12 protein-coding genes are annotated in these 13,568 nt (G+C 61.2%); 7 read left to right on the top strand and 5 right to left on the bottom strand.

Annotated elements, in window-relative coordinates; translation table 11 throughout:
- Window positions 1-153 precede the first annotated feature (153 nt).
- The gene (locus tag QD336_RS00685; RefSeq protein WP_269341198.1) at window positions 154-522 is read right to left on the bottom strand and encodes a gamma-butyrobetaine hydroxylase family protein; all 369 of its coding nucleotides are present in this window, start codon (window positions 520-522) and stop codon (window positions 154-156) included.
- 132 nt (window positions 523-654) lie between these two features.
- On the opposite strand from QD336_RS00685, the gene moaA reads away from it, so the two are divergent.
- From moaA to QD336_RS00650, 7 genes are all read left to right on the top strand, one after another.
- Window positions 655-1,704: a GTP 3',8-cyclase MoaA gene (gene moaA / locus QD336_RS00680; protein ID WP_499168848.1), complete on the top strand. Its 1,050-nt coding sequence runs from the start codon at window positions 655-657 to the stop codon at window positions 1,702-1,704.
- 168 nt (window positions 1,705-1,872) lie between these two features.
- Window positions 1,873-2,841 (top strand): DMT family transporter, encoded by a 969-nt coding sequence (locus QD336_RS00675; RefSeq protein ID WP_499168846.1) that lies wholly within the window; start codon window positions 1,873-1,875, stop codon window positions 2,839-2,841.
- Between the two features lies 1 nt (window position 2,842).
- Window positions 2,843-4,042: a multidrug effflux MFS transporter gene (locus QD336_RS00670; protein WP_269341195.1), complete on the top strand. Its 1,200-nt coding sequence runs from the start codon at window positions 2,843-2,845 to the stop codon at window positions 4,040-4,042.
- Window positions 4,039-4,680 (top strand): molybdenum cofactor guanylyltransferase MobA, encoded by a 642-nt coding sequence (gene mobA, locus QD336_RS00665; RefSeq protein WP_499168845.1) that lies wholly within the window; start codon window positions 4,039-4,041, stop codon window positions 4,678-4,680. The genes QD336_RS00670 and mobA overlap by 4 nt, the downstream gene beginning before the upstream one ends.
- Window positions 4,677-5,192: a molybdopterin-guanine dinucleotide biosynthesis protein B gene (gene mobB, locus QD336_RS00660; RefSeq protein WP_269341192.1), complete on the top strand. Its 516-nt coding sequence runs from the start codon at window positions 4,677-4,679 to the stop codon at window positions 5,190-5,192. The genes mobA and mobB overlap by 4 nt, the downstream gene beginning before the upstream one ends.
- A 138-nt stretch (window positions 5,193-5,330) precedes the next feature.
- Window positions 5,331-7,307, top strand: coding sequence for a phospholipase D-like domain-containing protein (locus tag QD336_RS00655; RefSeq protein WP_499168844.1), 1,977 nt, complete (start codon window positions 5,331-5,333; stop codon window positions 7,305-7,307).
- A 40-nt stretch (window positions 7,308-7,347) separates the two neighbouring features.
- Window positions 7,348-8,610, top strand: coding sequence for a hypothetical protein (locus tag QD336_RS00650; protein WP_499168843.1), 1,263 nt, complete (start codon window positions 7,348-7,350; stop codon window positions 8,608-8,610).
- 106 nt (window positions 8,611-8,716) lie between these two features.
- Here QD336_RS00650 and QD336_RS00645 read toward each other — a convergent pair whose 3' ends face one another.
- From QD336_RS00645 to serS, 4 genes are all read right to left on the bottom strand, one after another.
- Complete coding sequence (locus QD336_RS00645; RefSeq protein WP_499168842.1) at window positions 8,717-10,294, bottom strand: peptidoglycan DD-metalloendopeptidase family protein; 1,578 nt, start codon at window positions 10,292-10,294, stop codon at window positions 8,717-8,719.
- A gap of 345 nt (window positions 10,295-10,639) precedes the next feature.
- Complete coding sequence (locus QD336_RS00640) at window positions 10,640-11,293, bottom strand: protein-L-isoaspartate(D-aspartate) O-methyltransferase (RefSeq protein WP_269341185.1); 654 nt, start codon at window positions 11,291-11,293, stop codon at window positions 10,640-10,642.
- Window positions 11,290-12,060, bottom strand: coding sequence for a 5'/3'-nucleotidase SurE (surE, locus tag QD336_RS00635; protein WP_269341183.1), 771 nt, complete (start codon window positions 12,058-12,060; stop codon window positions 11,290-11,292). Before surE ends, QD336_RS00640 begins: the two co-directional genes overlap by 4 nt.
- Before the next feature lie 176 nt (window positions 12,061-12,236).
- Window positions 12,237-13,520, bottom strand: coding sequence for a serine--tRNA ligase (gene serS / locus QD336_RS00630; protein ID WP_499168840.1), 1,284 nt, complete (start codon window positions 13,518-13,520; stop codon window positions 12,237-12,239).
- Between the last annotated feature and the right edge of the window lie 48 nt (window positions 13,521-13,568).

Here is a 13,568-nt window from a genome sequence, read left to right as displayed (position 1 = left end):
CGATTTTCGTGAAGGACGATGCATGGATTCAACGGGTTATTTGCTGCCGGGACATGATGGCTACAGATGCGGCAGCCCCTCTTCCTCATCCCGGTGCTCGCCACGGGAATGAGGGAGGCAAATGTGGCAACCGGCAAAGGCAAGACATATCGCCTACCGGGAGCGCGGCTCCCTGCTCAAGCCCTTCTCCGCAAGCTGCCGCTCATAATCCGCAAACAGCGCGTCGCCGGTTTCACCCAGCTCCTTCAGATATTTCCAGGTGTAGATGCCGCTGTCATGGCCATCGTCAAAAACGATGCGCACCGCGTAATTGCCGGTCGCGACCATGGAACGGATGGCGACATTGCGTTTTCCCGGCACCGTGACCTTTTGTCCCGGTCCGTGGCCCTGCACTTCCGCCGAGGGCGAAAGCACGCGCAGCATCTCGGCGCCAAGCCGGTAAATGCTTCCATCATCGAAGGAAACGGTCAATTCACGCCGGTCTTTCGACACAAGCAGCTCGGTCGGCCAGGCATCACTCATTTTTCACTTCCGCAGGCTCGTCATATGCGTCAGAATTACGGACTTGCCTCACGATAGGCAAGCCACTACATCAGCTGTAGGCCACACATTCGGCCCCGTGTGTCCGGCGCGTGACGCAATGAGGATGGAGACGTGAACGGTTTTTCCGGCTCGCTTGAAAAGGCGAAAACCCTGGCGGAAAACAACGCCCCGATGGTGGACCCCTTCGGCCGCGCCATCACCTATCTGCGTGTCTCCGTGACCGACCGCTGCGATTTCCGCTGCACCTATTGCATGTCCGAGCACATGACCTTCCTGCCGAAGAAGGATCTGCTGACGCTCGAAGAACTCGACCGGCTCTGTTCCGTCTTCATAACGCGCGGCGTGCGCAAATTGCGGCTGACCGGCGGTGAGCCGCTGGTGCGCAAGAACATCATGTCGCTGGTGAGGAACCTCGGCCGGCATGTACAAAGCGGCACGCTCGACGAACTGACGCTGACCACCAACGGCTCGCAGCTTTCAAAATTCGCAGCCGAACTTGCCGATTGCGGCGTGCGCCGCATCAATGTCTCTCTCGATACGCTCGATGCGCAGAAATTCCACCAGATCACCCGCTGGGGCGATATCGACCGGGTCATGGAAGGGCTCGATGCGGCACAGGCGGCCGGCATCAAGGTCAAGCTCAATGCGGTGGCGCTGAAGGACTTCAACGATGCCGAAATGCCGGAGCTGATGCGCTTTGCCCATGGCCGCGGCATGGACCTGACCGTCATCGAAACCATGCCGATGGGCGAGATCGAGGAAGACCGCACCGACCGTTACCTGCCGCTCTCAAAGCTGCGGGCCGATCTCGAAAAGAACTTCACGCTCATCGACAGCGATTACCAGACCGGCGGCCCCGCCCGTTACGTGACGGTGAAGGAAACCGGCGGCAGGCTGGGCTTCATCACGCCGATGACGCATAATTTCTGCGAAAGCTGCAACCGCGTCCGCCTCACCTGTACCGGCACGCTTTATATGTGTCTCGGCCAGGACGATGCCGCCGATCTGCGCACGGCGCTGCGCGCTTCCGACAGTGACGCCTATCTTTCCGCCGCCATCGACGAAGCGCTGCTGCGCAAGCCGAAGGGGCATGATTTCATCATCGACCGGACCCACAAGCGCCCGGCTGTCGCCCGTCATATGAGCGTGACCGGCGGCTAAGCGGCGGCTGAACTTCTTTCTCGTCCACCCACCCATATAAACGGTTGAATTGCCAGCTCTACCGTGCCACGTCTCTATGCATGGAGGAATGCGTGGTCGTGCCCGAGAGGCGGCCCACACCGCCCGGCAAGGGCGGCGGCTACCGCGCATGGTCTGGGATATTTGGGAATGGCATTGACGGACAATACGCGCGGCGCACTTTTCATGGCGCTCGCAATGGCAAGCTTCACGGCCAACGACGCGCTGACGAAGTCCGTCACCCCCTACATCAATACCGGCCAGATCATGTTTGTGCGCGGCATCATGACCGTGGTGCTGATCTATGTCGCTGCCCGGCATTTCGGGGCGCTCCGGCCGCTGAAGACCCTGTTGCGGCCCATCATCATCCTGCGCTGTCTCTGCGAGGTGACAGCCGCCGTTCTCTATCTGACGGCGCTCGGCCTCATCGAATTTTCCAACGCATCGGCCATTCTCCAGTCCCTGCCGCTGGTGGTGACGCTGGGGGCGGCACTTTTCCTGCGCGAGCCGGTCGGCTGGCGGCGCTGGGTGGCGATCATCGTCGGTTTCATCGGTGTGCTCATCATCATCAGGCCCGGCCCGGAAGGCTTCACGCCGGGGGCGCTGCTGGTCGTCGCGTCGCTCGCGGCCACTGCCGCGCGTGATCTGCTGACCCGGAAAATGTATGCCGATGTGCCCTCGCTCGCCATCACCGTCATCACCGCCTTCGTCAACATGGCGGTGGGCGGGCTTTTGATCGTGCCTTTCGGCGGCTGGCAGCCGATGAATTTCACGATCGTATCGCATCTTGCCGGTTCGGCCATTCTGGTGCTGGTCGGTTACCAGGCCATCATCCTGTCGATGCGCACGGGCGAAATCTCCTTCGTCGCACCGTTCCGCTATACTGGCCTGCTCTGGGGTTTCATGATCGGTGTGTTCTTCTTCAATGAAAAGATCGACAGCTACACCATCGTCGGCGCCATGATCGTCATCGGTTCCGGCCTTTATACCTTCTATCGCGAAAGCCTGCGCAAGCGCTCGCAGATGGCCAAGCGCGCGGCCGCGACACCCACGGCCGCAACCACGGTGCGACCGGCTTCCGTTACGAAAACTTCCGTAACGGAAGAGGCGGGAGAATGACATGAGAAGCAGCCGTTTCCTCGACCGCACCACCCCGCCCCATATCATCACGCTTGTCGTCATCGCCGGCGTCGCGGCGCTGTGCATGAACCTGTTCCTGCCCTCGCTTTCGGCCATGGCACTCTATTTCGAGATCGACTACGCCGTGATGCAATTTGCCGTCTCCGGTTATCTTGCTGCCACGGCCTTGCTGCAATTGGTGATCGGCCCGCTCTCTGATCTGTTCGGCCGCCGTCCGGTGATGCTCGCCAGCATCGCGATCATGATCGCCGCCACGCTCATCTGCATGCTGGCGTCCGATATCACCGTCTTCATGATCGGGCGCGTGGCGCAGGCGGCCGTCGTGTCCGGCTTCGTGCTCGCCCGCGCCATCGTGCGTGACATGGTGCCGATGGAACAGGCGGCCTCGATGATCGGCTATGTGACCATGGGAATGTCCGTCGTGCCGATGGTCGGCCCCACGGTCGGCGGCCTGCTGAACGACTTCTCCGGCTGGCAGTCCAGCTTTGCGCTGCTTGCGCTTCTCGGCGCCGGCATTCTGGTGCTCGCCTGGTTCGATCTCGGCGAAACCAATCACAGCAAGTCTGCGAGCTTTTCGCAGCAGTTCCATGCCTGGCCGGAGCTTCTGCGCTCGCCGCTGTTCTGGGGTTATGCGCTGACCTCGACCTTCTCGTCGGGCATGTTCTTTTCCTTCCTCGGCGGCGCGCCCTTCGTCGGCAGCGTGCTTTACGGGCTGACACCCGCCATGCTCGGCCTGCAGTTCTTCTTCATGGCCAGCGGTTACATGCTCGGCAATTTCGTCTCCGGCCGTTATGCCAGCCAGATCGGCATCACCCGCATGATGCTGTCGGGCAATGTCATCGCCATCACCGGCATCGTCACCGCCATCGCGCTGATCCTGGTCGGGGCGGAAAGCGCCTATGCGTTTTTCGTGCCGCTTGCGCTGATCGGCGTTGGAAACGGCGTGACGCTGCCGAGCGCCAATGCCGGCATGGTCAGTGTCCAGCCGCATCTGGCCGGCTCCGCCTCCGGTCTCGGCGGTGCCATGACCATCGGCGGCGGCGCGGCGCTTTCGGTGCTCGCCTCCTCCGTCCTGTCCAAAGAGGACGGAACCTGGCCGCTTCTTCTGGTAATGCTGGCGACCGGCCTTGTCGCCCTTCTCACCACCTATGTCGTAAGGCTGCAGGAACAGCGGCAATGATCGCCCCTCCCCGTAACATACCCGGTCTTGTGCTCGCCGGCGGGCTTTCCCGGCGCATGGGCAGCAACAAAGCGATGGTGGCGCTCCACGATGCGCCGCTCATCTCCCATGTCATCCGCCGCATCACGCCGCAGGTCTGCGATGTCACCATCAATGCCGCCATCACCGACAAGGGCAGCTGGGCCGAAGGTTTCGGCCTGCCGCTTCTGCCCGATACGGTGAACGGCCATGCCGGGCCGCTCGCGGGCGTTCTCGCCGGCATGCGGCACTTCCGCAATCGCGAGGCCACGGGCAGTCATTTCCTGACCGTGCCGGCCGACAGCCCGTTTTTCCCGGACGATCTCGTGGCAAGGCTTGGCGAGCACCTGTCGGAGGATGTTATCGTCATCGCCGCCTCCAGCGGCCAGCTTCACCCGGTCTTCGCGCTGTGGCCGGTGGCGCTTGCCGACGATCTGGAGGAATGGCTGAAGAACGATGCGAACCGCCGCATCCGCGCCTATCTTGCCCGGCACGTCACCATTGGCGTGGCCTTTCCGCCGCTGGAAACGGCAAAGGGCAGCCTCGATCCATTCTTCAACATCAACACGCCGGATGAACTGGCGCTCGCGCGAAGCTATCTGGAGAGTATGGGACCATGACGACACAGAAGGTCTTCGGCATCGCCGGCTGGAAAAATTCGGGCAAGACCGGGCTTGCGGTGCGCATCGTCACCGAACTGACGGCGCGCGGTTACCGCGTCTCCACCATCAAGCACGCCCATCATGATTTCGATATCGACAAGGTCGGCGCCGATAGCTGGCGTCACCGTCAGGCGGGCGCCCATGAGGTTACCATCGTCTCCGGCACCCGTTTCGCCATCATGCATGAGTTGCGCGGCGAACCGGAACCCTCCTTCGAGGATATTCTTTCCCGCCTCGCCCCCTGTGATCTCGTGCTGATCGAAGGTTATAAATACGAGCCCGTGCCGAAGATCGAGGCGCGCAGGCTCGAAGCGGCGAAAACCGAACCGCTCGCGCCGCTCGATCCGCATATCATCGCGATTGCCGCCGATCATGCCGTGTCCGACACGGAGCTGCCCGTTTTCGATCTCGACGATACCGGGGCCATTGCCGATTTCATCGAGAAGACGGTGGGACTGGTGAGGCCTTAGATCGACCCGATTCCGGGCTGTTTCCCGGCAATTGCGATGGTCGGACCAAATTCAGGAAAAAGAACAAAAATCGTGCGCGAGTGTCTTCCCCGTGACACGTTAGAGTAGCATACTCCCCTGAATTTGGGGGGGATGACCATGGGGAAGATCGTTTCTGCGCATGCTTATGCCAATAACGAAGTCGCTTATCTCGCCTGGGATATCGACGGCAAGATAGAGGGTTGCCTTGGCTTCGAGGTCGTCCGTGTCTACCTTGCGGCCGATGGCAGCGTTTCCCTTCGGGAGGATGGCAAGGAAGATCGGGTCACCTGCGCCGCCTGGGTAGCGTTCAAGGGCCAGCGCAACCCCCATTGGCTGCCACAAACCACCTCCGTCTGGCCGGTCCAGAAATTGTCGTGGCGCGATCTCACGCTTCGCAAACGCCGCAACAAGGCGAAGCTGCGCCCCTCCGAGGTTTTCGTCCGCTACGAAATCCGGCCGCTCGGCGACCTTCGGCCGGGGTTGGAACCCGTTCAGGATCCCGCACCCGCCGAGGTCGAAGTGGTCAAGCGCGATGCCGATGGCAAACCGGTTCTCGACGCGCAGAACCGGCCGGTGAAGACGAAAACAAAGGCTTACGAAGGAACACCCCGGCCGCTCGCTTATCTCGGTCCGGCGGTCGCCACCAATGCCATCCATGTCACGCGCCGGCTTGGTCCGTTCCAGTCCACCTTCACCAACGGCATTCTGGCGGCGCAGTGGCTGCGCAATGTCATCTGGGAAGACGGCATCAAAAAGCCGAACGAGTTGATGGAGATGATTTCCGATCCCAAGAACGGCATCCGGAAATATCTTGCCGGGGATGTTCTTCCGATGTTGCGCGAGTTGTTCGAGCGGCCGGGTTCCTTCCTCCTGGCACTCTACGAACTCGATGACCGCGAACTCGTCGAACTGCTTTTGAAGCACAAGGACCGCATCCGCGTGATTCTGGCAAATACCGGTCTGGTGGAAGGTGCGTGGGATGTCCGCAATGCCCATGCGCGCCAGGCGCTGATCGACGCCGGCGTCGATATCCAGCATCGTATGTTCAACAACTCAACCCATATCGGCCACAATAAATTCGTGGTTCATCTCGGGGAAGACGAGACGCCACAGTCGGTTTTTACCGGCAGCACCAACTGGACGCCAACCGGCGTTGCGGGACAAACGAACAACGCCATCCTGATCGAGGACAGGCACGTCGCCAAGGGTTTTGCCGATTACTGGCGCCGGATGCTGGCGGATGCTCTTCCGCTTCCCGAGGAATTCGATGACGGCATGCCCGACAACCAGCAGGCCGCGGCGTTCCGGTCATCGAATGAAACGCCGGCACGCTTCACGCTCGCCAACGGCGCAAGGCTGGATGTCTGGTTCTCGCCCAATATGAAGGCGCGCCGCAAGGGCGCGGCAATCCCGCCCGATCTGCAGGAAGTATACCGCCTGATGCGCAGGGCCGAACAGGCGATCCTGTTTTTGGCCTTCTACCCCGGCCAGCGCGGCAAGGACTGCATCGTGGGCGAGGCTATCGAAATCGGCCGGAGAGACCAGCAGCTCATCGTTACCGGCGCCGTATCGAGCGCCCAGGCGATGCCGAACTATGTTCCAGGCCGCAAGAACGACCCGGACGATCCGGATGATGACGAGGAAGCGGTATCTCCACACGTCTTCTCGGAAGCTAATGTTTCCATCGTGCGGGCATCGCGTCTGGACGACCGGGATCTTCTGGCCGATTTCGGCGGCGAGGAACTCACGGCCAAAGGGGGCATCGGCGCGATCATCCACGACAAGGTGGTCGTCATCGATCCGCTGTCGGACGACTGCGCAGTCATTTTCGGCAGCCACAATCTCGGTTTCAAGGCGTCCTATTCGAACGACGAGAATATGGTGATCGTGCGCGGCGACAAGGCCCTCGCCGCAGCCTACGCGGTACATATTCTCGACGTCTACGATCACTATCGTTTCAGGGCGATCGAGGCGGAACTCAAGCGCCAGGGTCGGAAAGGATGGTCGGGTTTCCTGGCCACGGACGACACATGGCTCGACCCATATGCCGACGGCAAAAAGGGCGCGCTCATGCGCTACTTTGCACGCGGCTGACAAGACGACCCGGATTGACATCATCGAACAGGGGACTTGAATGGATATCTATCAGCAGATTTGGGACGCCGATCAGGCGGGGAACGGCGTGCAGCCCATTCTGGATGGGGCGCAGGGCGATGCCGATCGTGGCTATGTGTCCGTCGTATCGTCGTCAGCCGGGGGCCGGGATATCAAGCTGCTGCAAAGCGTCGTGATCCCGGCGCGGAAAATGCTGACCTACGAGCGGGTGACGCGGCTCTTCGACAATTATGCCCTGGACGAGCAGGATCCCGAACTCGAAACCCCTGAGGAACGTCAGGAGGTTCACGACCTCCTCGAGGCCGTCGTCGATACGCCACCGATGCAAGTTGCCCGTGCTTATGTCAGCGAAGCGACGGGCACGGCCGTCTCGCGGGATCGCTGGTACGCGGTTCTTCTCGAACAATGGTTCCGGTCATTCGCCCAGGGCGGCGATCCCGCCCTCACCGGGTTCGAGCATATCTTCGTCGGCGAGCAGGAAGGACCGAAGGTTCAGGGTTACCATTTCTGGTACAAGTACCATCTCGATGACGGTCTTGCGGGCACGATCGACCGAAACCGCTTTCCGGGCTTCAAGGACGATCGCATCGTCTATCTGCGCGGCATGTATGACAATGGCCAGGAGCGTTTTCCGGAATCGGTGACCATCTCCTATCGCTGGGACGCCCCGGATTATGAGCGTGGCGCGGTGCGACCGCTGACCAAGCCGAAAGGTGGTTTTTTCGTCGGATGCAGCGTCGAAGGTCTGATGGCGATCGGCACGGTTCGCGCCCATCTCGGTGCCCGCGCGCCGAAGGAAGCGGTGATCAATGGCGCACGGTACGATCTGAAGCTGTTCCGCAGCGCGGATGACCAGCATATCCGCACCTTCTATCCGGTCTTTCTCGGCCCGGCCGGAAGCGAACCACGCGACGTGCCGCTCGTCGGGCAGCCGGTACAGATCGAGCCGATCACCGGTGGATCGATGCGAATTCTGGCCGCGCTGGTCAATCCTGTCGGTGAGGACCCCGGTCAGGAGACCGTCACCCTTATCAACAGCGGTGCTGCCACCGTCTCGCTTGAAGGCTGGTTCCTGGTCGACAAGATGAAAAACCGCTTCGCAATCGGCAGCGTCACGCTTGCCGGAGGCATGGCGACCACGGTGCTTCTACCGAAAGGCTCCATTCAGCTCTCGAACAAGGGCGGCGAAATCCGGCTGGTCAACCGCGATGGCCACACCGAGCATCTCGTCAGCTATTCGAAGGCCCAAGCCCGCACCGAGGGGCAGACGATCATATTCTGAGCGTTGGGGCTTCGCCATTTGGGGTACTTGACGGCAGGCCGCTCCCCGCCAAAAATGAAAAAGCCGGGCTCATCACCCGGCTTCATCATTCCTTGAGACGCAATACCTATTCAAGGAAACCTGATGGGTTCACCGGCGTCGCATCCTTGCGAACTTCGAAGTGAACCTGCGGACGCTTGGCGCTGCCGGTCATGCCGGAGGTGGCGATGGTCTGGCCACGCTGGACCTTCTGGCCGCGCTGTACGTCGAGATTGGCGGCATTGCCGTAAACGGTGACCTTGCCGTCATCGTGACGGACGAGAACCGTGTTGCCGAGCTGCTTCAGACCATTGCCGGCATAGATGACCACGCCGTTTTCGGCGGCCTTGATCGGCGTGCCTTCCGGAACGGAGATGTTGATGCCATCGTTGCGGCTGCCTTCGACATTGTCACCGAAATTGTTGATGACGGCGCCGCGAACCGGCCAGCGATATTTGCCGATGCCGGTGGATTCCGGCGCGACGGAGGCCATGTCCGCCTTCTTCTCGATGTCGCTGACACTTGCGGTCGCCGGTGTGGCGGGTGCAGTCGCGGCAGGAGCAGCAGCGGGTGCCTTATAGGGCTCAGGCTTGATGGATGCGGTTTCGACCGGCTTGGCGGCAGCCGCTTCCTTGGCAGGAACCGACGCCGTCTTGATGGCGTCCGTCGAAGCGCCCGGCATGGCAAGCGTCTGGCCGACACGGATGCTTTCGTTGGAAATGCCGTTGGCGGCCTTGAGCGCAGCGACGGAGACACCGTTTTCGCGGGCGATCTTCGCCAGGCTGTCGCCCGGCTGAACCTTGTAACCACCGCTCGGCGGCAGCGGCTTGCCGCCCGGAGGCGTCAGCTTACCGGTCTCGGAGGAAACCTTGTCACGGGCGGCGGCCTGCGACGGCAGCACGGCCACGTTCCCTTCGGGGCCGCGCAGCGGCGTCGGCTGGTCACCATTGCGGTTGAGCGCGATATTGCCGGCGGCATCCTTGGCAGCGTTGCGAACCTGGCCGAACTTCGGGATGATGATCGACTGGCCGGACTGCGCGGAGGCCGCGGTCTTCAGGCCGTTGACGCGCATCAGTTCTTTTTCCGGAACGCCGTAACGGTTGGAGAGTGTCGCGATGCTTTCGCCGGGACGCAGCGTCACCGAAGATGCGCCATCCGTGTGCCAGCCGTTCTTGTCGGAACGAACCGTCGCCGTCGTCAGATTGTCGACGGGAGCGGCGGCCTGCTGCGCAGGTGCGGCGAGAGACGGGGCAGCCTTGGGCTGAGCGGACGGGAAAGGCTGCGCCATGGCTTCGTTGCGGGTCGACGGATCGCGGCTTGCCACCGCCGTCGGCGCCGACAGGTCGGAGCGCTGCACCGGCGAGGCCGAAGCCCGCGCCGTGGAGGGCTGAACGCCACCATAACCACCGGCCTGCGGATAGGAATTGCCCGCCATGTTCTGGTTGGCATATCCGCCCTGCGGCGCGGCAGCGGCGTAACCGCCGTTATAACCGCCATTCATGTCGCCCTGCGGAACCGGGACCTGCCCGTAAGCACCGCCGCCCTGACGGGCTGGAATTGACGCCGTAGTCATCCGATCCGGTCCACTGGAAAAGAGGCCGCTGAACCGCGTTGCATCCGAGCTACAGCCCGTTGCGACGCTTGCCAGCAATGCCGCTGCGAACATTTTTGCGACTGATTTTCCGATTTTAGACGAATGTCTCATACGCATGACTCGATCTACACTGACGCCAACCCGCCGCATCGAGATCGATCCGGCACAACTTTCATTTCTTGCAAGGCCCATTTCCCGAGGTGGGGAAAACCATGCGTCGATGTTTATGATTAAAGCGCGTTAGTGTTACCACGCCGTTAAAACGTTAAGCCGCTAAGTGCTTTTTTGACACTTCGATAACCATGACGAAAACCAGATGCGTCATGCCGGGACAATAATGATATTGAAAATCAGATAGTTGCGACAATTCAGAACATTAGAAGACAAAAATGAATTGCCTTCAAAATTTTCATTTCGTCACAAATGCCGGGCAATATGGGTGCTGAGCGGCAGGTAGGGGGCCTCGAACAGCTCTTCCTTCTCGAAGCGGCTGCCGGTCTTGGAAAAGCGTGTCATCACGCAGCGATCATCCTCGACGATGATCGGCGCGATCATCATGCCGCCGGAAACGATCTGCTCTGCGAAGAAGCGGGGCATGGTGGTGAAGGCCGCAGTCGAGACGATTCGGTCGAAGGTGCCCTCGCCCACCAGACCGTTGCTGCCATCCGCCTGGCGGATGACGACGTTGCGGATGGAAAGATCGTCGAGACAGTTCTGCGCCTGCTGCACCAGCGTCTTGTAACGCTCCAGCGAAAAGACGCGCTCCACCCGGCGCGCGATGATCGCCGTCATGAAACCGCTGCCGGTACCGATTTCCAGCACGCGCTGACCGGGTTTCAGCTGCAGGCGTGAAAGGATTTTCACCGCCATGTCCGCCCCTTCCATGAAGGAACCACAGTCGATCGGGATCGTGCGGCTGGAATAGGCATCGGCGGCAAATTGCGGCGGCACGAATTTGGAACGCGGCGTCTGCTCAACCGCCGTCAGAAGGTCGAGATCGGAAATCCCCTCGCCCCGCAAGCGGAGAACGAGAGCGGCAAAACCTTCCTTTTCGACCATGGCGGATTTCAATCGGCGACTCCGAATCCAAGCGCTTGCGCAACCCGATCCTTGACCGAGTAGTCCGTCAGGTCAAGCTTAAGCGGCGTGACCGAGATTTTGCCATGCTTCAGGGCGTGGATATCGGTGCCTTCGCGGAAGGTGCCGAGACGCTCGCCGAAGCGCAGCCAATAATAGGGGAAACCGCGGCCATCCTGGCGTTCTTCCACTGTCAGACCGAAATCGAGCTTGCCCTGTCCGGTGACAGACACGCCCTGCACATCCTTGGGCGCGCAATTGGGGAAATTGAGGTTGAGGAAGGTGCCATCGGGCAGATCCACATGCATCAGCTTGCGCAGCAGATCCGGCGCATAGGTCTCGGCCACTTCCCACGGCACCACGCGGCCTTCGGCATGGCTGAAGGCCTGGCTAAGCGCGAAGGAACGCACGCCCTGCAGCGTACCTTCGATGGCGCCGGCAATGGTGCCGGAATAGGTCACGTCATCAGCCATGTTCGCACCGGCATTCACACCGGAGAGCACGAGGTCCGGCTTTTCCGGCAGGACTTCGCGAATGCCCATGATGACGCAATCGGTCGGCGTGCCGCGCAGCGCGAAATGCTTGTCGGAGACCTTGCGCAGACGCAGCGGCTCGGAGAGCGTCAGGGAGTGCGCGAGACCGCTCTGGTCGGTCTCCGGCGCCACGATCCAGACATCGTCGGACAGCGTGCGGGCGATACGCTCCAGCACCGCCAGACCTTCGGCATGGATACCGTCGTCATTGGTCAGCAAAATCCGCATGTCTCATCTCCCGCTATTCATTTCATCTGCGAACGGAGCATCCGCTCCACCGTCATGCCGGACTTGATCCGGCATCCAGTCGACGCGCGTCCGCGCGACGGGAAAAGTCTTTTCAGCCCAAGGACTTGGGCTGACTGGATTCCGGCTCAAGGCCGGAATGACGGTATTGGCAAGCGTCAGGCCGCCTTCTCGATCCGCTTCAGACCGCCCATATAGGGCAGCAGCACGTCCGGAATTGTGACGGAACCGTCGTCGTTCAGATAATTTTCGAGAACCGCGATCAGGCAGCGGCCGACAGCCGTGCCAGAGCCGTTCAGCGTGTGAACGAACTTCGTCGCCTTGTCGTCCTTGCCGCGATAACGCGCATTCATGCGCCGCGCCTGGAAATCGCCGCAGACCGAGCAGGAGGAAATTTCGCGATAGGTGTTCTGGCCGGGCAGCCACACTTCCAGATCGTAGGTCTTGCGGGCGCTGAAGCCCATATCGCCGGTGCAGAGCGTCATGGTGCGGAAATGCAGGCCAAGACGCTTCAGCACTTCCTCGGCGCAGGCCGTCATGCGCTCATGTTCGGCGACAGCACTTTCCGCATCGGTGATGGAGACGAGTTCGCACTTCCAGAACTGGTGCTGACGCAGCATGCCGCGCGTGTCGCGGCCGGCCGAACCCGCTTCCGAACGGAAGGACGGCGTCAGCGCGGTGAAGCGTAGCGGCAGTTTTTCCTGATCGAGAATTTCGCCGGACACGAGGTTGGTCAGCGTCACTTCCGCCGTCGGAATCAGCCAGCGGCCATCGGTGGTCTTGAACAGGTCTTCGGAGAATTTCGGTAATTGCCCGGTGCCGAACATCGCCTCGTCGCGCACCATCAGCGGCGAGGAGACTTCGGTATAACCGTGTTCGGAGGTGTGCAGGTCGATCATGAACTGGCCAAGCGCACGCTCAAGACGGGCGAGCTGGCTGGTCAGAACGGTGAAACGCGCACCCGAAAGCTTGGCGGCACGCTCGAAGTCCATATAACCGAGCGCTTCGCCGATTTCGAAGTGTTCTTTGGCCTCATGGTTCCAGCCGGGCTTCTGGCCGACGACGCGGGCCACCACATTGTCGTGCTCGTCCTTGCCATCAGGCACATCGTCAAAGGGTATGTTGGGCAGGCGCGACAGGGTATCGTTCAGCTCGGCGGTGACCTGACGGTCCTCCTCCTCGGCGCGCGGCATGTTGTCCTTGAGGTCGGCGACTTCCGCCTTCAGCTTTTCCGCAAGCTCCATGTTCTTCTGCGCCATGGCGGCGCCGATTTCCTTGGAGGCGGCATTGCGACGGGACTGCATGTCCTGCAGGGACTGGATGACGGAACGGCGCTTTTCATCGAGCGCGATCAGGCCGCTGGCAGCAGGCTCCGCGCCACGGCGCGCAAGCGCCGCATCAAAGGCTTCGGGGTTTTCGCGTATCCATTTAATGTCGTGCATCGTCGTTCCAGACCGTTGTTGCATCACCCGTGTTTTACAGCAAAACGC

Origin of the sequence: Rhizobium sp. BR 250, from assembly GCF_047445855.1 — a bacterium.
GTDB classification, from domain to species: Bacteria; Pseudomonadota; Alphaproteobacteria; order Rhizobiales; family Rhizobiaceae; genus Agrobacterium; species Agrobacterium tumefaciens_I.
The sequence above is the reverse complement of the archived record's forward strand: the minus strand, read 5'-3'. Positions and strand labels throughout refer to the sequence as shown.

What these genes read in the sequence shown, in the direction of transcription:
- QD336_RS00685 (WP_269341198.1), bottom strand. Translation starts at nt 522, where the DNA reads ATGAGTGATGCCTGGCCGACCGAGCTGCTTGTGTCGAAAGACCGGCGT.
- QD336_RS00675 (WP_499168846.1), top strand. Translation starts at nt 1,873, where the DNA reads ATGGCATTGACGGACAATACGCGCGGCGCACTTTTCATGGCGCTCGCA.
- QD336_RS00670 (WP_269341195.1), top strand. Translation starts at nt 2,843, where the DNA reads ATGAGAAGCAGCCGTTTCCTCGACCGCACCACCCCGCCCCATATCATC.
- mobA (WP_499168845.1), top strand. Translation starts at nt 4,039, where the DNA reads ATGATCGCCCCTCCCCGTAACATACCCGGTCTTGTGCTCGCCGGCGGG.
- mobB (WP_269341192.1), top strand. Translation starts at nt 4,677, where the DNA reads ATGACGACACAGAAGGTCTTCGGCATCGCCGGCTGGAAAAATTCGGGC.
- QD336_RS00655 (WP_499168844.1), top strand. Translation starts at nt 5,331, where the DNA reads ATGGGGAAGATCGTTTCTGCGCATGCTTATGCCAATAACGAAGTCGCT.
- QD336_RS00650 (WP_499168843.1), top strand. Translation starts at nt 7,348, where the DNA reads ATGGATATCTATCAGCAGATTTGGGACGCCGATCAGGCGGGGAACGGC.
- QD336_RS00645 (WP_499168842.1), bottom strand. Translation starts at nt 10,294, where the DNA reads ATGTTCGCAGCGGCATTGCTGGCAAGCGTCGCAACGGGCTGTAGCTCG.
- surE (WP_269341183.1), bottom strand. Translation starts at nt 12,060, where the DNA reads ATGCGGATTTTGCTGACCAATGACGACGGTATCCATGCCGAAGGTCTG.
- serS (WP_499168840.1), bottom strand. Translation starts at nt 13,520, where the DNA reads ATGCACGACATTAAATGGATACGCGAAAACCCCGAAGCCTTTGATGCG.